Origin of the sequence: Kitasatospora sp. NPDC088160, assembly GCF_044741445.1 — a bacterium.
Classification (GTDB): Bacteria; Actinomycetota; Actinomycetes; order Streptomycetales; family Streptomycetaceae; genus Kitasatospora.
The window spans coordinates 53270-75335 of the sequence record NZ_JBIUSS010000028.1 but is presented as its reverse complement, the minus strand read 5'-3'; the positions used below and the strand labels follow the sequence as shown (position 1 = coordinate 75335).

The 22066-nt window shown below is 74.0% G+C and carries 15 protein-coding genes; 2 read left to right on the top strand and 13 right to left on the bottom strand.

Annotated features, from left to right (window positions below):
• Window positions 1–62: 62 nt before the first annotated feature.
• From ftsH to ACIOGZ_RS34735, 7 genes are all read right to left on the bottom strand, one after another.
• Complete coding sequence (ftsH, locus tag ACIOGZ_RS34765) at window positions 63–2006, bottom strand: ATP-dependent zinc metalloprotease FtsH (RefSeq protein ID WP_363585735.1); 1944 nt, start codon at window positions 2004–2006, stop codon at window positions 63–65.
• Window positions 2007–2229: 223 nt separating this feature from the next.
• Complete coding sequence (locus ACIOGZ_RS34760; RefSeq protein ID WP_363375916.1) at window positions 2230–2772, bottom strand: GNAT family protein; 543 nt, start codon at window positions 2770–2772, stop codon at window positions 2230–2232.
• 59 nt (window positions 2773–2831) lie between these two features.
• Entirely contained in the window at window positions 2832–4397 is a 1566-nt protein-coding gene (gene ffh / locus ACIOGZ_RS34755; protein ID WP_350882982.1) for a signal recognition particle protein, read from the bottom strand.
• Window positions 4398–4619: 222 nt separating this feature from the next.
• The gene (locus tag ACIOGZ_RS34750; RefSeq protein ID WP_363585734.1) at window positions 4620–7043 is read right to left on the bottom strand and encodes a [protein-PII] uridylyltransferase; all 2424 of its coding nucleotides are present in this window, start codon (window positions 7041–7043) and stop codon (window positions 4620–4622) included.
• 203 nt (window positions 7044–7246) lie between these two features.
• Window positions 7247–7585 (bottom strand): P-II family nitrogen regulator, encoded by a 339-nt coding sequence (locus ACIOGZ_RS34745; RefSeq protein WP_063347683.1) that lies wholly within the window; start codon window positions 7583–7585, stop codon window positions 7247–7249.
• Window positions 7582–9018 carry an ammonium transporter gene (locus tag ACIOGZ_RS34740; RefSeq protein WP_400988875.1) on the bottom strand — a complete coding sequence of 479 codons (1437 nt, stop codon included), beginning with the start codon at window positions 9016–9018 and terminating at the stop codon, window positions 7582–7584. Before ACIOGZ_RS34740 ends, ACIOGZ_RS34745 begins: the two co-directional genes overlap by 4 nt.
• Window positions 9019–9327: 309 nt before the next feature.
• Entirely contained in the window at window positions 9328–10782 is a 1455-nt protein-coding gene (locus ACIOGZ_RS34735; RefSeq protein WP_350882914.1) for a hypothetical protein, read from the bottom strand.
• A 604-nt stretch (window positions 10783–11386) separates the two neighbouring features.
• On the opposite strand from ACIOGZ_RS34735, the gene ACIOGZ_RS34730 reads away from it, so the two are divergent.
• Window positions 11387–12064, top strand: a complete 678-nt coding sequence (locus ACIOGZ_RS34730) for a bifunctional DNA primase/polymerase (RefSeq protein ID WP_363585732.1) — start codon at window positions 11387–11389, stop codon at window positions 12062–12064.
• 159 nt (window positions 12065–12223) lie between these two features.
• On the opposite strand, the gene ftsY is transcribed toward ACIOGZ_RS34730, so the two are convergent.
• The 5 genes from ftsY to ACIOGZ_RS34705 all read right to left on the bottom strand — a co-directional run bounded on the left by ftsY (window position 12224) and on the right by ACIOGZ_RS34705 (window position 19940).
• Window positions 12224–13474, bottom strand: a complete 1251-nt coding sequence (ftsY, locus tag ACIOGZ_RS34725) for a signal recognition particle-docking protein FtsY (RefSeq protein ID WP_363585731.1) — start codon at window positions 13472–13474, stop codon at window positions 12224–12226.
• 239 nt (window positions 13475–13713) lie between these two features.
• A complete protein-coding gene (gene smc / locus ACIOGZ_RS34720) occupies window positions 13714–17364 on the bottom strand; it encodes a chromosome segregation protein SMC (protein WP_400988873.1) in 3651 nt (1216 codons plus the stop codon).
• A 190-nt stretch (window positions 17365–17554) separates the two neighbouring features.
• On the bottom strand, window positions 17555–17758 hold the full coding sequence (locus ACIOGZ_RS34715; RefSeq protein ID WP_063347689.1) for a hypothetical protein: 204 nt from the start codon (window positions 17756–17758) through the stop codon (window positions 17555–17557).
• Between the two features lie 402 nt (window positions 17759–18160).
• Window positions 18161–18460 (bottom strand): acylphosphatase, encoded by a 300-nt coding sequence (locus tag ACIOGZ_RS34710; protein WP_350882923.1) that lies wholly within the window; start codon window positions 18458–18460, stop codon window positions 18161–18163.
• A gap of 121 nt (window positions 18461–18581) precedes the next feature.
• Window positions 18582–19940 (bottom strand): hypothetical protein, encoded by a 1359-nt coding sequence (locus ACIOGZ_RS34705; protein WP_400806224.1) that lies wholly within the window; start codon window positions 19938–19940, stop codon window positions 18582–18584.
• 293 nt (window positions 19941–20233) lie between these two features.
• Between ACIOGZ_RS34705 and ACIOGZ_RS34700 the strand changes: the two genes are divergently transcribed.
• Window positions 20234–21154, top strand: a complete 921-nt coding sequence (locus tag ACIOGZ_RS34700) for a hypothetical protein (protein ID WP_363585728.1) — start codon at window positions 20234–20236, stop codon at window positions 21152–21154.
• Between the two features lie 31 nt (window positions 21155–21185).
• Here the strand turns inward: ACIOGZ_RS34700 and mutM are convergent, their stop codons facing one another.
• Complete coding sequence (gene mutM / locus ACIOGZ_RS34695; RefSeq protein ID WP_400988871.1) at window positions 21186–22064, bottom strand: bifunctional DNA-formamidopyrimidine glycosylase/DNA-(apurinic or apyrimidinic site) lyase; 879 nt, start codon at window positions 22062–22064, stop codon at window positions 21186–21188.
• Window positions 22065–22066 lie beyond the last annotated feature (2 nt).

The following is a 22066-nucleotide window of genomic DNA, read 5'->3' as shown; positions in this document are numbered from 1 at the left end:
GATCCGGCAACGACGAAACCGGGGGCGCCCGCCAGCGCGGCGAGCGCCCCCGGCCCGCCGGTTCACGCCTGGTCGAGCGACTTCTGGTCGGAGCCGGAGCCCTTCCGCGGCACCCCGGCCGCCCGGTACGCCTGCTCCTCGTCCAGCGTCTCCCCCTCCAGCAGCGCCGCCGCCAGCGCGTCCAGCCGGGCCCGCTGCTCGGTCAGCAGCCGCACCGCGTCCTCGTAGCACTCGGCGACGATCCGCCGGGCCTCCTCGTCCACCGCGTCGAGGGTGGTCGGCGCGGCGGAGAGCCCGTAGGCGCCCTGCGGGTCGGCGGGCACCGCGGTCAGCCGCCCGACCCGCTCGCTCATCCCCCACCGGCCGGCCATCCCGCGGGCGATGTTGGTGACCTGCTCCAGGTCGCTCTCCGCCCCGGTGGTGATCACCCCGTAGACCACCTGCTCGGCCGCCATCCCGCCGAGCGCGCCGATGATCCGGCCGCGCAGGTAGGGCTCGGTGTACGAGTAGCGGTCGTTCTCCGGAGTGGACAGGGTGACGCCGAGCGCCCGGCCGCGCGGCACGATGGTGATCTTGCGGACGGGGTCGGCGCCGGGCTGCAGCATGCCCAGCAGCGCGTGCCCGCTCTCGTGGTAGGCCGTGCGCTCGCGCTCCTCCTGCGGCATCACCAGCGGCCGGACGGCGCCGAGCTGGACCTTCTCCAGGGCGTCCGAGAGGTCCCGCTCGTTCACCGCGTCCTGCTTGCGCTTGACGGCCAGCAGGGCGGCCTCGTTGACCAGGTTGGCGAGTTCGGCGCCGGTCATCCCGGGGGTGACCTTGGCCAGCCGGGTGAGGTCGGCGTCGCCGGCCAGCGGGACGGTCCGGGTGTGGATGCGCAGGATGGCGGCGCGGCCGTCCCGGTCGGGCGGGCTGACGGTGATCCGCCGGTCGAACCGGCCGGGGCGCAGCAGCGCCGGGTCGAGCACGTCCGCGCGGTTGGTCGCGGCGATCACGATGACGCCCTCGGAGCCGGTGAAGCCGTCCATCTCGGTGAGGATCTGGTTGAGCGTCTGCTCGCGCTCGTCGTGCCCGCCCATGCCGCCGCCCGCGCCGCGCTGGCGGCCGATGGTGTCGATCTCGTCGATGAAGATGATCGCCGGGGCGACCTTGCGGGCCTCGGCGAACAGTTCACGGACCCGGCTGGCGCCGACGCCGACGATCATCTCGATGAACTCGGAGGCGGAGGCGGAGAAGAACGGCACGTCCGCCTCGCCGGCGACGGCCCTGGCGAGCAGGGTCTTGCCCGTCCCGGGCGGGCCGCTCAGCAGCACGCCGCGCGGCATCTTGGCGCCGAGCCTGCGGTACTGCTGCGGGTTCTTCAGGAAGTCGACCACCTCGGTGAGTTCGGCCTCGACCTCGTCGATGCCGGCCACGTCGGCGAAGGTGGTGCGCTTGCCCTGGTCGGCGGTGACCGGCTTGGGCGGGGCCTTGCGGCCGAGCGCGCCGGCGCCCAGCCCGCCGGCCATCCGGCGGGCGAGCAGCACCCAGATCAGGATCAGCAGCACCATGGGGGCCAGCGAGATCAGCAGGTTGGCGAGGAAGCTGCGCTGCTGGACCACCGGGGAGGTGGCGGTGACCTCGACGCCCTGCTGCTGCAGCGTGGTCCACAGGTTGTCGTTGGCGAAGGACGGCCGCTGGGTGGCGAAGTCGGTGTAGTCGCCCTTGCCGCCGTCCGGTTTGGGCTGGGCGCTCTTGAGGGTGCCCTCGATCGCGTCGCCCTTGGAGTAGATCTTGGTGATGTTGCCCTTGTTCAGCTGGTTGTTGAACTCGGTGTAGGAGATCGTGGTGGCGCCGGCGTTGCCGAAGAAGGACAGCAGCAGGTCGGAGATCAGGAACACCACGAGCGCGGTGAGGGCGAGCCCCATCCAGCCGCCGGGCATCCGGCGGCGGGGCGGCGGCGGGGGCGGGGCGCCCTCGGACCGCCAGGGCTGGTCGGGGGTCTGGCGCGGCGGCACGGGTTCGGTCACCCATCGGACGATACGGACGCGGGCTCGGGCGAGCCACCCGAAACGCCGCGCCGAGCACGCCCCTGACCAGCCTCGACGGGGCCCCGCCAGTGGCTGAGCACCGGTGCCCCGTCAGTGGCCGTGCCGCCCGGAGCCCCGCCCGTGGCTCAGAGGCCTCGCCGCCCCGTCAGTGGCCGCGCACGTGGCTCGCCCCGTCAGTGGCCGCGCGGCGCCCCGCCCGTGGCTACGCCTCCGCGCCCGGCCACTCCTCGGCGGTCAGCGCGAACCGCTCGTGGTCCCGCCAGTCGCCCTGGAGGAACAGCATCCGGGGGGTGAAGCCCTCGTGCCGGAAGCCCAGCCGCTTGGCCATCGCGACCGACCGCTCGTTGTCCGGCTGCACGTTGATCTCCAGCCGGTGCAGGCCCAGCCCGCCGGCCGACTGCGGGGCGAAGCAGCGGTCCAGGACCAGCCGCAGCCCCTCCGTCATCCGCCCGGTGCCGGCGAACGGCAGGTACGCGTCGTAGCCCAGCGCGCCGTTGCAGAACCGGCCCATCACGATGTTGGCGACGTTCACCTTGCCGACCAGCCCGCCGGTGTCCCGGTCGACGATCAGGAAGGTGCGCAGGCCCGGCCCCTGGCGGTCCAGCAGTTCGGCCAGGCCGTCCGGCTCGACCGGGTTCCACCGCCCGATGTGGTCGGCGGACCGTCGGACCGCCTCGGCGTACACGTCCTTGTCCTCGGCCCGCGGGGCCCTGATCGTCACTCGCACACCACCATCATCGGGCATGCGAGCGGCCCGCCGCCCGGAAGGTCCCGGACGGCGGGCCGCTCGAACGACGGACCGGTCTACAGCAGGTCCTTGAACTCCTTGGGCAGCTCGAAGTCGGCCGGGCCCTTGCCCGCACCGAGGCCGAACGCGCCGCCGCCGGCCGGGTCCTGGTCGCCGCCCGGGCCGAGCGCGCGGCGCTGGGCGGCCGCGGCCTCCTCCTGCGCCCGCTTGAGCGGGTTGCCGCTCTTGCGCTTGCCCTTGGCCTGCGGGGCCTTCTTGCCGGACTTCTTGGCGCCGCCGCCCATGCCCGGGATCCCCGGCATGCCGGGCACGCCCTTGCCGGAGGCCATCGCGGACATCATCTTGCGGGCGTCGAAGAACCGCTCGACCAGGTTCTTCACCTCGCCGACCTGGACACCCGAGCCCTTGGCGATGCGGGCCCGGCGGGAGCCGTTGATCAGCTCCGGCTCGGCGCGCTCGGCCGGGGTCATCGACTTGATGATCGCGCCGACCCGGTTGACGTCCTTGTCGTCGATGTTGTTGATCTGGTCGCGGATCTGGCCCATCCCGGGCAGCATCCCCAGCAGCTTGGAGATCGAGCCCATCTTCTGGACCTGCTCCAGCTGCGACAGGAAGTCGTCCAGGGTGAACGCCTTCGGACCGCCGCGCAGCTTGGCGGCGATCTTCTCGGCCTCCTCCTGCGAGAAGGTCTGCTCGGCCTTCTCGATCAGCGAGAGGACGTCACCCATGCCGAGGATGCGCGAGGCCATCCGGTCGGGGTGGAAGGCGTCGAAGTCGTCGACCTTCTCGCCGTTGGAGGCGAACATGATCTGCCGGCCGGTGACGTGGGCGACCGACAAGGCGGCACCGCCGCGGGCGTCGCCGTCGAGCTTGGAGAGCACGACACCGGTGAAGTCGACGCCGTCGAGGAAGGCCTGCGCGGTGGTGACCGCGTCCTGGCCGATCATCGCGTCGACGACGAACAGGACCTCGTCCGGGTTGACCGCGGCGCGGATGTCCGCGGCCTGCTGCATCAGCTCGGCGTCGATGCCCAGGCGTCCGGCGGTGTCGACGACGACGACGTCGTACTGCTTCTGCTTGGCGTACTCGATCGAGTCCTTGGCCACCTGCACCGGGTCGCCGACGCCGTTGCCCGGCTGCGGGCCGTAGAAGGCCACGCCGGCGCGGTCGGCGACCACCTGGAGCTGGTTGACGGCGTTGGGCCGCTGGAGGTCGCAGGCGACCAGCAGCGGGGTGTGCTTCTGGCTCTTCAGCCAGTGGCCGAGCTTGCCCGCGAGGGTGGTCTTACCGGCACCCTGCAGACCGGCGAGCATGATCACCGTCGGGCCGTTCTTGGCGAACCGGACCCGGCGGGTCTCGCCACCGAGGATCGCGATGAGCTCCTCGTTGACGATCTTGATGATCTGCTGCGCGGGGTTGAGCGCGCCCGAGACCTCGGCGCCGGCCGCCCGCTCCTTGACCTGCTTGATGAAGGCCCGCACGACCGGCAGCGCGACGTCCGCCTCCAGCAGCGCGATGCGGATCTCGCGGGCGGTGGCGTCGATGTCCGCCTCGCTCAGGCGGCCCTTGCCCCGGAGGTTCTTGAACGTCGCTGCGAGGCGATCGGAAAGAGTGTCGAACACGTCGTCGCGGGTCCTCTGCGGCATCGGTATCGGTACGGTCGTCGCCCCCCAGGGTATCCGGCCGCCCCGGGTACGGTCTCCACCCGGGTTGCCACGACCTCGGAACGGACCTCGGCAGGCGCCGGCGGGCCCCGGCGGGCCGACCCCCGGCAGCCCCAGGCGGGCCCCGGCGGAACCCGGCGGAACCGCACCCCGGCGAGCCCCGAAGGCCCCCGGTACGGCTCAGCCCAGCGCCGCCCGAACCGCCGCCGCCACCTCCCCGGCCCGCCCGGCGGAGAGCGACCGCCCCTCCCCGTCGGTCAGGTAGAAGGAGTCGACGGCCTCCGCGCCCAGCGTCGAGACGTGCGCCGTCCGCACCCGCACGCCCGCCCCGTCCAGCGCCCGGCCGATCCGGTGCAGCAGCCCCGGCGCGTCGTGCGCGCGGACCTCCAGGACGGTCGCGGTCGCCGAGGCCACCGCAGGCGCCACCGCGACCACCGGCGGCGGGGTGGGGATGCCCCGGCGGCGCGGGGCGGCGGCGTCCCGCTCGGCCAGCCGGCGCGCGACGTCCAGCGAGCCGTCCAGCGCCCGGCGCAGGTCGGCCCGCAGCCGGGCGGCCTCCGGCAGCTCGCCGAACTCGGCGGCCACCCGCCAGGACAGCAGCAGCACCGGGCCGGCGCCGATCGGGTCCAGCTCGCGCAGACCGGCCGAGCGGACGGCCAGCCGGTGCAGCGCGAGCACCCCGGCGACGGTGCCGAGCAGTCCGGGCCGGTCCGGGACGGCCAGGGTCAGCTCGACGCCCATCGGCTCGGCGCCCGGCTCCGCCCCCTCGGACCGCGCCAGCAGCGACAGGGCGGGCCCGCCGGTCCGGGCGGCCTCCACCGCGAGCCGTTCCTGCGCGGCGGTCGGCGCGGTCTCCACGGGCGCGGCGTAGGCGCCGGCCAGCCGGGCGGCGACCCGGGCCGCCAGGCCGTCCACCAGCGAGGCCCGCCAGCCGCTCCACGCGGCCGGGCCGGTGGCCAGCGCGTCCGCCTCGGTGAGCACGTGCAGCAGCTCCAGCTGGGCCGCGGTGCCGACCACCTTGGTGATCGCCTCGACGGTGGCCGGGTCGTCCGGGTCCCGTCGGGTCGCGGTGTCGACCAGGGTCAGGTGGTGGCGGACCAGCACCGCCAGGGTCTCGGTGTCCTCGGGGCCGAAGCCCATCCGGGCGGCGACGTCCCGGACGATGACCTCGCCGGCCTCGCTGTGGTCGCCGGGCCAGCCCTTGCCGATGTCGTGCAGCAGCGCGGCGACCAGCAGGAGGTCCGGCCGGGCCACCCGGCGGGTCATCGCCGCGGCCCGCACCGCCGTCTCCACCAGGTGCCGGTCCACCGTCCAGCGGTGCACGGCGTTGCGCTGCGGACGGCAGCGCACCCGCTCCCAGTCCGGCAGCAGCCGGGTGACCAGTCCCTCCGCCTCCAGCGCCTCCCACACCGGGACGGCCGCCTCGCCCGCGCCCAGCAGGGTGACCAGTTGCTCGCGCGCCTCGTCCGGCCAGGGCACCGGCAGCGGGCGGCACTCGGCAGCCAGCCGGCGCACCGTCGCGTACGAGACGGTGAGCCCGTTCTGCGCGGCGGCGGCCGCGGCGCGCAGCGGCAGCACCGGGTCGGCGGCCGGGCGGGCACCCTGGGCGAGCACCGCCTCGCCGTCCTGCTCGACCACGCCCTCGGCGAGCGGCCGGCGCGCGACCGCGCCCCGGGCCACCGCGCCCGCGCCGCGCCCGGCGCCGGTGAACGGGAAGGCCAGCCGGGCGGCCCGGCGGCCCCGGCCGGACCGGGCGGCGAGCACCCGCTCCACCGCCCGCCAGGTGACGTCACTCGCGTAGGCGACGGTGCGGGCGGCCTCGTAGACCTGGCGCAGCAGGGTGTCGGCGTCCAGCACGCCGAGCCGTTCGGCGACCTGGTCCTGGTCCTGGAGGCCGAGCCGCTCGGTGGCCCGGCCGGTGGCCAGGTGCAGCGCGTCGCGGACGTCGGCGAGCCGCAGCGCGGCGGCGTCCAGGCCGTCCCGGGGGGCGTCGGCGAGCCAGGTGGCGGCGACGGCGTTGAGCGCGACGGCGTCGCGCAGGCCGCCGCGGGCCTCCTTGAGGTCGGGCTCCAGCAGGAACGACAGCTCGCCGTGCCGCTCGGCCCGCTCCCGCCCGAGGTCGCGCAGTTCCGGCAGGCGCGCGGGGGCGCTCGCGCGCCAGTCGGTGAGCACGGCGGAGCGCAGGGCGGCGGTGAGCTCCTGGTCCCCGGCGAGGTGGCGGGCGTCCAGCAGGCCGAGCTGGGCCTTGAGGTCCGCGGCGGCGACGGATCGGGCCTCGGCGACGGTGCGCACCGAGTGGTCGAGCGCGGCGCCGGCGTCCCAGACCGGGTACCAGATTCGCTCGGGCAGGTCGGGGTCGAGCCGGCCGTCGTGCAGCAGCAGGACGTCGAGGTCGCTGCGCGGGGACAGCTCGCCGCGCCCGTATCCGCCGACCGCGACCAGCGCGACGCCGGGCGGGCCGCCGGCGGCCGCGAGCAGACCGGCCAGCCAGTCGTCGGTGAGCCGGGCGAGAGCCGCGCGGCGGGGCCGCCCGGCCGGGCCGGGGCCGGCGAGCAGCGCGGCCCGGGCGGCGCCGTAGTCGGGAGGGCTGGTCTCGGTGGTCATGGCGTTTTGGTCCCGTCCGTCGTGCGGTTGAGCGGGCGGCGCCGGACGGCCTGCGGGCGGCCGATGGGAGATCTGCGGACGGCCCGGGCGGCCTGGCGCCGATGCGCCGTCGGCGGACCCGCGACCCCTCGGGGACGGCGGGCCCGCCTGCGGCGCGTCCTACGGTTCAGGGCCCTCGACGAAGGGCCCTCGGCGAAGGGCCCTCAGAGGGCGTCCGGCCCGCGCTCTCCGGTCCGGACCCGGACGGCGGTGTCGACCGGGACGCTCCAGACCTTGCCGTCGCCGATCTTGCCGGTCCGGGCGGCCTTCACCAGGACCTCGATCAGCTCGTCGGCGTCCTCGTCCTCGACCAGCACCTCGATTCTGACCTTGGGGACCAGGTCCACGGTGTACTCGGCGCCCCGGTAGACCTCGGTGTGGCCGCGCTGGCGGCCGTAGCCGCTGGCCTCGGTGACGGTCAGGCCGTGCACCCCGAAGGCCTGTAGGGCGGCCTTCACCTCGTCCAGGCGGTACGGCTTGATCACGGCGGTGATGAGCTTCATCGGGCGTCGACCTCGGTCTTCTCGGTGGGCTCGGCGGTGGTCGTGTCGGCGGCCTTCCCGGCGGCCGTGGCGGCTGGCTCGGCGGAGGGCTCGGCGGCGGCCTTCCCGGCGGCGGGCCTCTCCGCGGACCTCGCGGCCGCCGCGGCGCCGACCAGGCCCGGCAGGGCCCGCGCCAGGCCCGCGCCCACCGCGCTGAAATCGTAGGCGGACTCGGCGTGTTCGGCCTGGTCGATGCCGCCCACCTCGACCTCCTCGGCGACCCGGAAGCCGACCGTCCTGTCGATCGCCTTCGCCAGCAGCCAGGAGAGGACGAAGGAGTACGCGGCGACCACGGCCACGCCCATCGCCTGCTTGCCGAGCTGCGCCGGCCCGCCGCCGTAGAACAGGCCCTTGGCGGTCTGGCCGACCCCGCCGGTGGCGAACAGGCCGATCAGCAGCGAGCCGATCGCGCCGCCCACCGCGTGCACGCCGACCACGTCGAGCGAGTCGTCGAAGCCGAGGCGGTACTTGAGGCTGACCGCGGCGGCGCAGACCGCGCCGGCGATCAGGCCGATCGCCACCGCGCCCAGCGGGCTGACCGAGCCGCAGGCTGGGGTGATCGCGACCAGGCCGGACACCGCGCCGGAGGCGGCGCCCAGCGTGGTGAACGCGCCGTGCCTGAGCTTCTCGTAGACCAGCCAGCCGACCAGCGCCGCACCGGTGGCGACCTGGGTGTTGACCATCGCCATCGCGGCGACGCCGTTGGCGGCCAGCGCCGAGCCCGCGTTGAAGCCGAACCAGCCGAACCACAGCAGCCCGGAGCCGAGCATCACCAGCGGCAGGCTGTGCGGGCGCATCGGGTCCTTCTTGAAGCCGACCCGCTTGCCCAGCACCAGGCAGAGCGCGAGGCCGGCCACGCCCGCGTTGATGTGCACGGCCGTGCCGCCGGCGAAGTCGATCACGCCGTTGCGGTCGCCCAGCCAGCCGCCGTGGCCGCCGTCGAAGAAGAACACCCAGTGCGCGACCGGGAAGTAGACGACGGTCACCCAGAGCGCGATGAACAGGCCCCAGGCGCCGAACTTGGCCCGGTCCGCGATCGCGCCGCTGATCAGCGCCGGGGTGATGATCGCGAACATCAGCTGGAAGGTGGCGAACGCGGTGACCGGGATGGTCCCGGTGAGGTCGTTCAGGCCGATGCCGCGCATCCCGAGGAAGTCCAGGTTGCCGATGAGGCCGGCGAAGGAGTCGGGCCCGAAGCTGAGCGAGTACCCGTAGAGGACCCAGAGCACGCTGACGATGCCGAGCGAGAGGAAGCTCATCGCCAGCATGTTCAGGGTGCTCTTGGCCCTGACCATGCCCCCGTAGAAGAAGGCCAGGCCCGGGGTCATCACCATGACCAGGGCCGCACTGATGAGCACGAAGGCGGTGTCGCCCGCGCTGAAGCCGTCCGGCATCGGCGTCTCCTCTGCGTGGAAGCCGATCCAAACCCGGATTACCCGTCCCGTGCCACCCGGGGTGTCGGCGATGAAGAGGAGAGTGCCGAAGGCTGGTTTCGGCCAGTGCGGCCCGTTGTTTCGCGGCCGTGACGCGTACGACGCGCGGGTTACGCCTTCGTGAACGACGGCCGTGCCGCAGGGCCGAACGGGTTACCGTGCCGCCGAACGGGACGGCCGGTGGCACGACGGCCACCGACCGTGGCGGCGGCGGCCGTCACGGTCGGCGGGGTCCTCGGGCCGGATCCGCGGCCCACGGGCTCGGGGTGCTCAGACCACCGAGACGTACTCGGGGATGTCCTGGACGACGCGCTCCTTGAGCCGGCTCACCGCGTCCACGCCCTTGAACCGGGCGGCCGCGGCCTCGGTGGTCTTGCGGACCCGGGAGTTCAGCCGCTCCGAGCGCACCTTGGTGGCGATGTCCACCGCCTGCTCGGCCATCACCGCGGCCTGCTCGGCCTCCCGCTGCAACAGGTGGACGCTGGCCATGCCGATCAGGTTGAAGGCGTACGAGCGCACGTGGTCGCCGTCCTGGCGGAACAGGTCGACCGCGCGCTCCATCACCGGCGCGGACATCGAGGCGTACAGCTGGGCGTTGTCGGAGTGGTACGCGAGGTCGCGGAAGGAGTGCGCGTTCTCGGCGTTCAGCTCGGCCGGCGAGAAGAACTTCAGCCAGTCCGGCTCCTCCTCCCCCTCGCGGATGTCGGTGAAGGTGTCCTCGGCCAGCCGGACGGCCCGGGCGCAGCGGTTCACCTCGCCGATGGTGGCGTAGGCGCGCGCCTCCATCGCGTACAGCAGGGACTGCTGGCGCGCACTGGCGGTGTCCCGGCTGCCGTACTGCGCCAGGTGGATCAGCTCCAGGGCGTCCTCGCCCCGGTTGAGGTGGATCATCTGGCGGCTCATGTCGGTGAGGATGAGTGCGCCGAACGGGCGGTCCCCGGCCTCCTTGGCGGCGTGCAGGGCCAGCACGTAGTACTTCTGCGCGCTCGGGTGCATTCCGACGTCGTACGACATCCACCCGGCCAGGTGGGCGAGTTCGGCGGTGAGCCGGAACAGCCGCCGGGTGGTGTTCTCGTTGTACGTCTCCTGGAGCAGGTCGGTGACCTCGTGGAGCTGGCCGACGACGGCCTTGCGGCGCAGCCCGCCGCCGTTCTGCGCGTCCCACTGCCGGAACATGACCGTGGTCTGCTCCAGCAGTTCGAGCTCGGGCTCGGACAGCCGGCCGGTGAACGGATCGCCGCCGTTGGCCGCGGCGAGGATCGGGGTGGGGGCGCCGGTCGGGCCGGGGGTGAGCCAGCGCTGCATCGGCTCGATCAGCGCGGCGCCGGCGGTCAGCGCGAGCGAGGTGCCGAGGAAGCCCCGGCGGTTGAGCATCAGGTCGCTGCGGGAGTAGTCGCTGATCAGCTGGACGGTCTGCGGCGCGCTCCACGGCAGGTCGACGCCGCCGCCCACGGTGGAGACCGGGATCGCGGCGCGCAGGCCGAGGTCCTCGATCGAGACCACCGAGCCGAAGCGCTCGGAGAAGAGCTCCGACATGATCTTGGGAATCGGCTCGCGGGGCTGTTCGCCGTCGAGCCATCGGCGCACCCGCGAGGTGTCGGTGGACACGTGGTGGGCACCGATCTGCCGGGCCCGACGGTTGACCTGACGGGCCAACTCGCCCTTGGACCAGCCGCTGCGGGCGAACCAGGTGGTCAGCTTCTCGTTGGGTTGCTTCTCTGCCATGGGAACGTCCCCATCCCGCCCGGCCCCCTCGGGGCCCCGATCGTGACGCCCGACGGTTTCGGGCCCTTGCCAGACGTACCGTGCCTGAGGTGTTGCCGTACCACGCTCTCGCACTGGTGTGCCATCGTTACGGACGGACCGTCAGATTCCCAACTCCCGCGCCCTGGCGGACCGGAGTCGATTCCACGATGACGTCCGTGTGCTGAACGTAATGCCCCGCGCGGCGCCCACGGGAGCGGCCCTGGCGAAACGCCACCTTTCGCCACCCCCACGAGTGAACCGAAGCCACGGCCCACGCGCTTCACTAGGAAGTCCGACGGCCCGGCATATGCGGGCCGCCAAGGCCTCCGGCGAAACCCGGCAGCCCCGGCAACCCACCGCAGTCACAGGCGAGTTCGACGCCCACCCTGATCGGCGGCCGCCTCGCCCACCCCACGATCCGGCATCGGTGCCGCCAGCCACAAGGCGGCGCCCGAGGCGCACCACCACGACAGGCGCACACCGGGCGCTGCACGCCGCCACCGCACAACGCACCACGCAACGGACAATCAACACACAGTCACCATCCCGTAACCATCGGCGACGGGAACCTGTTGGGGGAGGCATGGACAACCTGTTCGGCGAACTTCGACTGGGACACCTGCGGTTGACTCCGCTGGGCGCGCGCCGCCGCACCAAGGTCACCGCGTCCCAAGCCGCCGCGGAGTACACCGGCCGCTGGGGCTGGACGGTCGCCACCGGCGCCCCGGCCGGCTCCGCCACCGCCCCGACCCGCTGTCCCTGCGGCTCCGACCGCTGCGCCGCGCCCGGCCTGCATCCCGTACCGGGCGGCGAGGACCGGTCCCGGGAAGCGGGCGCCGGGGGCTCGGTTCTCTTCCCCACCGGCCGCGCCTTCGACGTCCTGGACGTCCCCGAGCAGGCCGGACTACAGGCGCTGGTCCGGCTGGAGCGGATGGGCACCCAGGTCGGCCCGGTGCTCGCCCCGCCCACCGGCCGGCTGCAGTTCCTGGTCGCCGCCGGCGCCGCCCGCCGACTGCCCGACCTGCTCTACCGGATGGGCTGGGACGACGCCGCGCTCGACCTCACCTGCCACGGCGAGGGCAGCTACGTCGCCGCCCCGCCCACCGTGCTCGGCGCGCTCGGCCCGGTCCGCTGGCTGCGCCGCCCCACCCGCGACAACGCCGGCTGCCCGCCCGAGGCCCGGCTGCTGCTCGGCACCCTCGCCTACGCCTGCCACCGCGGCCGCGAGCGCACCGCCGAACCTGCCTGGCTCGCCTCGTAGGCCTCCGCGTGCCCCGCACGTCTCGGCGTGCGCCCCTCCAGCTCGGCGCGCCCCTCCAGCTCGGCACGCTCCTCCGGTCCCGGGCACCCCGCCGGCCCCCGGGCGGCAACGCGAAAGGGCCCGCCCCTCGCGGAGCGGACCCTTCGTGCGTACGGGGCCTCAGTCCCCGATCAGCGCGTCCACGAACGCGCCCGGCTCGAACGGCGCCAGGTCGTCCGCACCCTCGCCCAGGCCGACCAGCTTGACCGGCACGCCCAGGTCGCGCTGGACCGCGACCACGATGCCGCCCTTGGCGGTGCCGTCCAGCTTGGTCAGCACGATGCCGGTGATGTCGACCACCTCGGCGAACACCCGGGCCTGGATCAGGCCGTTCTGGCCGGTGGTGGCGTCCAGCACCAGCAGCACCTCGTCCACCGGGCCGTGCTTCTCGACGACCCGCTTGACCTTGCCCAGCTCGTCCATCAGGCCGGTCTTGGTGTGCAGCCGGCCGGCGGTGTCCACCAGCACGGTGTCGGCGCCCTCGGCGATGCCCTCCTTGACCGCGTCGAACGCGATCGAGGCCGGGTCACCGCCCTCCGGGCCGCGCACGGTGCGCGCACCGACCCGCTCGCCCCAGGTCTGCAGCTGGTCGGCGGCGGCGGCCCGGAAGGTGTCGGCGGCGCCGAGCACCACCTTGCGGCCGTCGGCGACCAGGACGCGGGCGAGCTTGCCGGTGGTGGTGGTCTTGCCGACGCCGTTGACGCCGACCACCAGGACCACGGCCGGCCCCTCCGCGTGCTTGGTGGAGCGGACGGTGCGGTCGGAGTCCTTGCCGATCAGCTCGACGAGCTCCTCGCGCAGCAGCGCGCGCAGTTCGTCGGGCGTCCGGGTGCCGAGCACCTTCACCCGGGTGCGCAGCCGCTCGACCAGCTCCTGGGTGGGGGCCACGCCGACGTCGGCCGTCAGCAGGGTCTCCTCGATCTCCTCCCAGGTGTCCTCGTCCAGGTGCTCGCGGGAGAGCAGCGAGAGCAGTCCCTTGCCGAGCGAGTTCTGCGAGCGGGAGAGCCGGGAGCGCAGCCGGACCAGTCGGCCCGCGGTGGGCTCGGGGACCTCGACGGCGGGTGCCGTCTCGGCCTCGGCGGCCTCGACCTCGACCTCGGTCGGGGCCGTGGCCGGGGCTCCGGTCGAGGCTTCGGTCGGAGCCTCGGTCTCGGGGAGCTGCACCTCCTCGACGGTGCGGCGGGGCTCCTCGGTCGGCGGCGCGGCCTCCTCGCCGACCTGGGGCTCCTGCGGGGTGGTCGGCGGCGCCGTGATGACCGGCGACTGCGACTTCGGGGGCAGTTGCTGGCGTCGTCTGCCGGAAACGACGAGGCCGGCGATCGCGCCGATGGCGACCACGGCGATGACTACGGCAAGGATCACGTATTCCACATAAATCTCCTTCTCGGGATCCCACGACAGAGTGATCCTTCGGTCACCGACGCACGGAGCGTCGCCGCCTCCCTTACGCTGACCGCTGTGCCGTGCGGCACCGGTCAGGGCTTGGCCGTCATGAGGTCGTCAAACGGCTGAACGAGAAGCCCCCTCGCGAGCGAGGGGGAGGAGTCACAACCGCTCCAGTATCCGTGATCGGAGCGTCCGGGAGCATCTGCCCGGGCCAGGCCGGTGGATCAGTCTGTCGACCCGGAGACAACAGCCTCGTCGCGCCGCCGAGGAGGCATCGGGCGCGCCCTTCGCTCCCGGCGCCCCTCGCGCAGCCGCTGGCTGATCACCTGCGAGATGCCGTCGCCCTTCATGGTCACGCCGTAGAGGGCGTCCGCGGACTCCATGGTCAGCTTCTGGTGGGTGATCACGATCAGCTGGGAGCTCTCCCGCAGCTCCTCCATGATCCCGACCAGCCGGCGCAGGTTGGTCTCGTCGAGCGCCGCCTCCACCTCGTCCATCACGTAGAACGGACTGGGCCTGGCCTTGAAGATCGCCACCAGCAGTGCCACCGCGGTCAGCGAGCGCTCGCCGCCGGACAGCAGCGACAGCCGCTTGACCTTCTTGCCCGGCGGGCGGGCCTCCACCTCGACGCCGGTGGTGAGCATGTGGTCGGGGTCGGTCAGCACCAGCCGCCCCTCGCCGCCGGGGAACAGCCGGGCGAAGACGCCCTCGAACTGGGCGGCGGTGTCGTGGTACGCCGAGGCGAACAGCTGCTCGACCCGTTCGTCCACCTCCCGGACGATGTCCAGCAGGTCGCGCCGGCTGCGCTTGAGGTCGTCCAGTTGCTCCCCGAGGAACTGGTGGCGCTCCTCCAGCGCCGCGAACTCCTCCAGCGCCAGCGGGTTGACCTTGCCCAGTTGCTGGTACGCCTTCTCGGCCGCCCTGAGCCGCTTCTCCTGCTCGGCCCGGTCGTACGGGCGCGGCTCGCCCGGCTCCCGTCCTTCTTCCGGGGTCGACGGCGGGACGGGCTGGTCCGGCCCGTAGGTGGCGAGCAGTTCGCCGCCGTCGATGCCGAACTCCTCCAGCGCCCGGGCCTCCAGCTGCTCGATCCGCAGCCGCTTCTCGGCCCGCAGCACCTCGTCCCGGTGGCCGGCGTCGACCAGTTTGTCCAGTTCCTCCTTGAGACCGCGGCCGTGCTCGCGGTGCGCCCGCAGTTCGGTCTCGCGCTCGGCGCGCGCCTGCTCGACCGCCGCCCGCCCGGCGTCCGCGCGGGACAGCGACACCTCCAGGCAGGCCAGCAGCTGTCGGGCGCCCGCCGCGACGGCGTTCGCCACCCCGGCGTCGTGCTCGGCGCGTCGGCGGCGCTCGGCGGCCCGGGCACGCGCCTCGCGCTCGGCGCGGGCGGCCCGGTCCAGCTGGTCCGCCCGGCCGGCGAGCGCGCGGACCCGCTCCTCGTGGGTGCGCACCGCGAGCCTGGCCTCCAGCTCGGCCTGCCGGGAGCCGGTGGCGGCCTCGGCCAGCCGCTGCTGCTCGGCGGTGTCCGGCTCGTCCTCTCCGGAGTCCTGCGAGTCCTCGGCCGCGGCCAGGCGTTCGGCCAACTCCTCCGCGGTGGCGAGGAGTTCCGCCAGGTCCTGGTCGGCCCGCGCGGCGGCGGCGGACAGCCGCTCGGCCTCGCCGGCGGCGGCCCTGGCCTGCCCGCCGAGGCGGCCGAGCGTGCCCGCCACCTGGGCGCGCTCCTTCTCCTGCCGCCGCCGCTGCTCGGCGAGTTGCTCCACGGCGGCGTCCGACTCCCGCCGCTGCTCGGCGAGTTCGGCCAGGCGTGCGGCCGACTCGGTGCAACGGAGGGCGAGTTCGGCGATCGCCCGGGCGGTCTCCTCGACCGCCGCCCGGATCTCCAGCAGGCTCGGCACACCGTCGGAGCCGCCCTGCGCGAAGTCGGCGCCGAGCCGGTCCCCGGCGGCGGTGACGGCGGTCAGCCCGGGGTGGTCGGCGACCAGCCGCAGCGCCTCATCGAGGGTGCCGACGACCGCCACCCGGGCCAGCAGGCCCCGCACGGCACCGACCAACCCGGCCGGCCCGTCGACGAGTTCGGCGGCCCAGCGGGCTCCTTCCGGCAACTCTCCGACGCCGGCGAGCGGTTCACCGGCACCCCCGATCGGCAGCGCGGCCCGGCCGGCACCCTCGATCAGCAGCGCGGCCCGGCCGGCGTCCTCGGCACGCAGCAGCCGCAGCGCCTCGGCGGCGGTGCCGGGCGAGTCGACGGCGACCGCGTCGGCGGCCGCGCCGAGCGCCGCCGCCACCGGCACCTCGTACCCGGGGGCGATCCGCAGCAGCGCGGCCGCGGGGCCCCGCAGTCCGCTCAGCCGCTCCCCCGCGTCGAGCAGGGCGCCGGTGCCGTCCTTGCGGCGCAGTCCGAGGGAGAGCGCCTCGTGCCGCGCGGTGAGCCCGGCCCGTTCGCGCTCGGCGGCGCCGGCCGACTCCCGGGCGGCGGCGAGGTCGCGTTCGACGGCGGCGAGCCGCTCCCGGGCCTCCTGGTGGGCGGCCTCGGCCCGCTCGTCGTCCCCGGCGGGGCCGCCGACTTGCCGCTGGAGCTCCTCGTACTCGGCCTGCGCGGCCTCGGCCCGCAGCAGTGCCTCGCCGCCGGCCTCGGTCAGCCGGCCGATCTCGGCTTCGGCGGAGGCCGCCTTGGAGCGGGCGGCGGCGGCCTGCCCCTGCAACCGGGCCAGGCCCTCCCGGCGGTCCGCGATGGCCCGGGCGGCGTCCCGCAGCCGACGTTCCTCGGTGGCCAGCCCGCGCTCCAGTCCACTCCTGCGTTCGACCGCCTCGGCCAGCGCGTACTGCGCCTCCTCCAGCGCCTCGGCCAGCGCGGCCTCGTCCTCGCGGACCCGCGCGGCCTCCCGCTCCAGTTCCTCGGGATCGCGGCCGCGCCGCTCCTCGGCCTGCCCGCCCGCGGCGGCGTGCCGGGCGCGGGCCTCGGCCAGCCCGATGGTGCCGCGGGTGCGCTCGGCGAGCGCGGAGAGCCGGTACCAGGTCTGCCGGGCGCCCTCCAGGCTCGGGCCGAGCTGCTGGACCTGTGCCTCCAGCACGGCCTCGCGCTGGACGACACCGGCCAGCTCCTGCTCGACGGTGGTGCGGCGCAGCCGCAGTGCCAGCTCGTCGGCGATCTCGGCCTCGACGGCCTGCCGGAGGGCCAGCAGGTCGTCGGCGAGCAGCCGCAGCCGGGCGTCGCGCAGGTCGGCCTGGATGCCGGCGGCGCGGCGGGCGATCCTGGCCTGCCGGCCGAGCGGTCCCAGCTGGCGGCGCAGTTCGGCCACCAGGTCCTGGACGCGGTTGAGGTTGACCTGCATCGCGTCCAGTTTCCGCAGCGCCTTCTCCTTGCGCTTGCGGTGCTTGAGGACGCCGGCCGCCTCCTCGATGAAGGCGCGGCGGCCCATCGGGTCGGCGTGCAGGACGGAGTCCAGCTGGCCCTGGCCGACGATGACGTGCATCTCGCGGCCGATGCCGGAGTCGGAGAGGAGCTCCTGGATGTCCAGCAGGCGGCAGGTCTCGCCGTTGAGCGCGTACTCGCTGCCGCCGTTGCGGAACATGGTCCGGGTGATGGTCACCTCGGAGTAGTCGATCGGCAGGGCGCCGTCGGCGTTGTCGATGGTGAGGCTGACCTCGGCCCGGCCGAGCGGGGCGCGCCCGCTGGTCCCGGCGAAGATGACGTCCTCCATCTTGCCGCCGCGCAGCGACTTGGCGCCCTGCTCCCCCATCACCCAGGACAGCGCGTCGACGACGTTCGACTTGCCGGAGCCGTTCGGGCCGACCACGCAGGTGATGCCGGGCTCGAAGCGCAGGGTGGTGCTGGAGGCGAAGGACTTGAACCCGCGCAGCGTCAGACTCTTCAGGTGCACGCGGCCGGTCTCCTCGTCGCTCGCCAGGGCCCAGGGCCTGTCGTCAACGGCGACTGTATCCCCGGCGGGCCGCGAGCCCCGGGCCCGGACACGACGAAGGGACGCCACAACCGGGCGTCCCTTGCAAGCTGCGTCCCTTTCGGAGCGGCTCAGTGCACAGCGGCGTCGATCTGCGAGGACCGGGCGGGACTCAGGTGAGAGCCGGCTCCCGCTGATCCAGATCGATGCTGTTGAGCAGCGAGTGCCCGTCAGCGACAGCGGCGAGCGCGTCGTTCTCGGCCTGCATCCGAAGGAGCTCGGATTCAAGGTCCTGGACGCGCTGCTGAAGCCGTCGCATCTCGGAGAGCATTCGCGGGTCGGGGCCGCCGACGTACCCGAGAAGCGCCTTTGCCATGATGAATGGTCCTCCACGCTGAGTGACCGAACCGGAACGGTACAGGTCTAGGGGGAAGGGGGACGCACGCGCGGCGCGTCACCGGTAGTGCTGGCTGGGCACTTACGGCACAACCATCGTGAGCTGGGCTCACGAGGGCAGGCGCCTGCCGGGAAAACGCGGTCGTGTGCGCGGGTTTCCAGCGTCTCACCAAAGACGGAAAGGGTCAACACGATCACCGCACGCTACCGCGACCCTGTCACCTGCCTGGCGGTGTCGTCACGCCTGGGGGCCTCGGGCCGGGTCCACCAGCTGCTCGTGGATCATCGTTCGATGCGGAGTCAACCACGAGTCTGCCCGAATGGCAACCGCATGACACCGGCAGTTGCGGATCAGTTCCGGCCCGCGCGGGTGTTGCCGGGCTCAGCGGATCTCGAAGCCCTCGTAGCCGGGGCCCACGGCCGTCCAGATCTCGGTGACGCCGCTGACCTCGCCCGGGGTGTCCGGGCCGCGCAGCAGGTCCAGCAGCAGTTCGCAGTCGGCGGCCAGGCCCTCGGCGACCACCTGCACCCGGCCGTCCCCGAGGTTGCTCGCGTAGCCGGTCAGGCCGGTCTCCAGCGCCCGTGCCCTGGTCCACCAGCGGAACCCGACCTGCTGGACCTTCCCCCGGACCCAGGCGGTCACCCGGACCGGTTCCTCACTGTGGGCGTCGCGACCGTGCATGCCCCGAGCCTAACCAACGCGACGGACGGTCACAGGTCCACGGGGCCGTCGACCACGCGGAGCGGCCCCGCCGGAGGAAGTCCGGCGGGGCCGCAGGGGTGTCGCGGTGGGGCTCAGCGGGTCACCAGTCGCCGCCGCCGAAGTCCCCGCCACCACCGAAGTCCCCGCCACCGAATCCGCCGCCGTCGCCGAAGCCGCCGCTGAAGTCGGAGGAGTTGAAGTCGGCGCCGGTGAAGTCGCCGCCCTCGTGCTGGTCCTGGTAGCCCTGGTCCATCATCGGCGCCGCGGCGTAGGCCGGGCTGCTGATCATCGAGCCGAGCATGGTGCCGACCAGCAGGCCCGGCAGCAGGCCGCCGCCGAATCCGCCGAAGTAGCCGCCCGCCCAGGGGGCGTAGGCCGGGCCGGCGTTCCAGTACGGCTGCGGGCCGTGCTCGGTCTCGACGGTGCGGATGGCCGGGTCGAGGCCGGAGGCCAGCCGGTCCGCGTCGGACCGGCAGACCGGGACGGTGCGGGCGGCGCCGTCGGCCGGGGCCCAGTCGACGTCCTTGACCGACGGGCCGTGGCGCGGGTCGAAGAAGCACGGGGGACGGCGCTCGGGCACCGGGCGCTTCTCCCGCCGGGCGGCCAGGGTGGCCAGCGCGAACCGGCCGTCCTCCAGCGCCTCGGTGACCGGCTTGACGTCGTCCGGCCGCTTGGCCTCGTCCATCAGCCGCTTGGCCTTCTCGTACGAGTCCAGGGCGTGGGTGTAGTCGGTGCGCTGGGTGTCGTCGGCGCCGGTCGCGGCCGGGTTGAAGTCGAGCCGGTCCAGTTCCTCGCCGAAGGCGGTGATGTCCTCGTCGACCACCCGGCGCAGCTGCTCCAGCTCGGCCCGGGCCTGCTCCTCCTTGCGCGTCTTGGCGCGGCGGAAGAGGAGGAAGACGCCGGCACCGGCCAGCGCGAGCAGCACGACCGGGATGACCACCCAGGCGATCGAGGTGCTGTGGTTCACCCCGGTGCCCTTGGCCTGCGGGGCGGCGCTGTCGACGAACTCGTTCAGGGTGGCGTCGATGTCGCCGTTGTGGGAGCGGAAGGCGGCGCCGGCGATCCGCTCGGCACTGCCCTGCGACATCGCGCCGCGGTCTGCCTTGGCCGCGAACTGGTCACCGCGCCAGATCGCGTAGGCCCCGTCGATGCCGACCTTGGTGCGCAGGTCGTTGAAGACGGTCCGCTCGCCGTAGGGGGCGCTGGCCGGGACGACCGCGACGAAGATCGGCTTGTCGGCCTTCTTGATCTTCTCGGTCAGGGCGTCGGCCTGGCTCTGGCTGAATCGGCTGGTCATCGCCGGGTCGACGTAGACCCGACCCTGCTTCAGGGTGGAGGCCGCGTCGTCCAGCCCGCCCGCGGCCGAGGCCGTCGGTGCGAGCAGGAGCAGCAGCCCCAGCAGCGCCGCCACCAGGGCAAGCGGCCCGGCGCCCCGGGAACGTCGTGCAAGGGTTCTCATGCCCTCGACGCTACCCCGACGGGCGTCGAGGCACGGCATACCCTTCGCATACTGGTAGTGACAAGATTCCCCGCCGACCGCCGGGGCCGCACCCCTCCTCGGGGATGATGTTTCCCCCACTCACCCCTGACGCGGGTGGTGCGCGGGAACTGCGACCGGCGCCCGGACGTACGTCCCGGCGGGCCCAGGGTGTTCCGGGCGGTGCGCCGACCGTACCGCGCGGACGGGCATAGTGGTCCCGGACCACTGGTCCCATTACCTGTTCTTGACCCATCTCCCGATCGGAGCACCCGGTGATCATCGGCCTCGTCACCGCCGTGGCGGCATCCGCCTGCTACGGCACCGGCTCAGTCCTCCAGGCCGTCGGATCCCGTCGTTCCGCGCGCGAGGAGGCCGCCAAGGGCGCCGCCGGCGCCACCACCGAGCACGGCGGGCCGAGCCTGTCCTCCACCGCGAAGGCTGCCGTCACCTGGGAGTTCATCGTCGGCACGGTGCTCGACCTGATCGGCTTCGGGCTGGGCGCGCTGGCCGCGCGGCTGCTGCCGCTGTTCCTCTCGCAGACCATCATCAGTGCCAACCTGGTGATCACCGCGGTGCTGAGCATCAAGCTGCTCGGCATCCGGCTCAAGCAGCTGGAGTGGGCCTCGATCGGCGTGCTCTGCTCGGCGCTGGTGCTGCTGGCCGTCTCGGCCGGCCCGGAGGGCGGTCACCACGCGTCGATGTCCTTCCACTGGGGCCTGCTGCTGGTCACCACCGTGCTGCTGGTCGGCGGCGGCCTGCTGGTGCGGCGGATGGGCTCCAAGGGCGCGATCGTCGCCGGCCTGCTCTCCGGCCTGGGCTTCGGCGCGCTGGGCGTCGGCGTGCGCATCCTGAACGGCATCGACCCGTTCGACGTCGCCAAGCTGCTCTCCGACCCGGCGCTGTATGCGATCCTGGTCGGCGGCCTCGGCGGCATGTACGTGCACACCGTGGCGCTGCAGATCGGCTCGGTGAACGGCGCGACGGCGGCGCTGGTGGTCGGCGAGACGGTGCTGCCCGGCGCGATCGGCGTGCTCTGGCTCGGCGACTCCTCCAAGTCCGGCCTGGGCTGGCTCGGCGTGGTCGGCTTCCTGCTCGCGGTGGTGTCCGCGGTCGGGGTCGCCTACTTCGGCCAGGACACCCACGGCTCCCCCGGCGAGGCGGCCGCCGACCAGCCGGAACTCGCCAAGCACTGAGCTCCCCTGCCCCCGCTTCCAGCCCTCGCTGTCAGCCCCCGCTGCGGGCCCGCGGCACCCGCTGGCAGCGGGGGCAGAAGTAGCTGGAGCGGTTCATCCAGGCGGCCCGCCGGATCGGGGTGCCGCAGCGGCGGCAGGGCTCGTGCTCGCGGCCGTACGCGTCGAGGTCGCGGGAGAAGTAGCCGCTCTCGCCGTTCACGTTGACGTACAGGCTGTCGAAGCTGGTGCCGCCGACGGCGAGCGCCGCCGTCATCACCTCGCAGGCGTTCGCCAGCAGTTCGGCGGCCTGCGGGCGGGTGAGCGTCGCGGTCGGGCGGTCGTAGTGCAGCCGGGAGCGCCAGAGCGCCTCGTCGGCGTAGATGTTGCCGACCCCGCTGATCAGCGTCTGGTCGAGCAGCGCCCGCTTCACGGTGGTGCGCTTGGCCCGCAGCGCGGCCGCGAAGGCGGTGTCGTCGAAGCGCGGGTCGAGCGGGTCGCGGGCGATGTGCGCGATGGAGAGCGGCGTGCCCTCCGGGTCGCCGTCCTCGGCCTCCTCGACCGCGAGGCCGCCGAAGGTCCGCTGGTCGACGAAACGCAGTTCGCGCCCGCCGTCGGTGAACCGCAGCCGCACCCGCAGGTGCGTCTCGTCGGGTACGGACGGGTCCTGGACGAGGAGTTGGCCGCTCATGCCGAGGTGGCCGATCAGCGAGAAGCCCGTGCCGGACCCCGCCAGCGGCACCCACAGGTACTTGCCGCGCCGCTGCGCGGTGCCGAGGGTGGTGCCGGTCAGCCGGGCGGCGAAGTCGGCGGCGCCGGCGGGCTGGCGGCGCACCGCGCGCGGGTGCAGCACCTGGACGTCGGCGACGGTCCGCCCGGCGACCCAGTTCGCCAGACCGCGGCGGACGACCTCGACCTCGGGAAGTTCGGGCACGG

Coding starts and splice junctions, on each gene's coding strand:
- ACIOGZ_RS34760 (WP_363375916.1), bottom strand. CDS start 2,772: ATGCCCGATGATGGTGGTGTGCGAGTGACGATCAGGGCCCCGCGGGCC.
- ACIOGZ_RS34750 (WP_363585734.1), bottom strand. CDS start 7,043: ATGACCACCGAGACCAGCCCTCCCGACTACGGCGCCGCCCGGGCCGCG.
- ACIOGZ_RS34745 (WP_063347683.1), bottom strand. CDS start 7,585: ATGAAGCTCATCACCGCCGTGATCAAGCCGTACCGCCTGGACGAGGTG.
- ACIOGZ_RS34740 (WP_400988875.1), bottom strand. CDS start 9,018: ATGCCGGACGGCTTCAGCGCGGGCGACACCGCCTTCGTGCTCATCAGT.
- ACIOGZ_RS34735 (WP_350882914.1), bottom strand. CDS start 10,782: ATGGCAGAGAAGCAACCCAACGAGAAGCTGACCACCTGGTTCGCCCGC.
- ACIOGZ_RS34730 (WP_363585732.1), top strand. CDS start 11,387: ATGGACAACCTGTTCGGCGAACTTCGACTGGGACACCTGCGGTTGACT.
- ACIOGZ_RS34715 (WP_063347689.1), bottom strand. CDS start 17,758: ATGGCAAAGGCGCTTCTCGGGTACGTCGGCGGCCCCGACCCGCGAATG.
- ACIOGZ_RS34710 (WP_350882923.1), bottom strand. CDS start 18,460: ATGCACGGTCGCGACGCCCACAGTGAGGAACCGGTCCGGGTGACCGCC.
- ACIOGZ_RS34705 (WP_400806224.1), bottom strand. CDS start 19,940: ATGAGAACCCTTGCACGACGTTCCCGGGGCGCCGGGCCGCTTGCCCTG.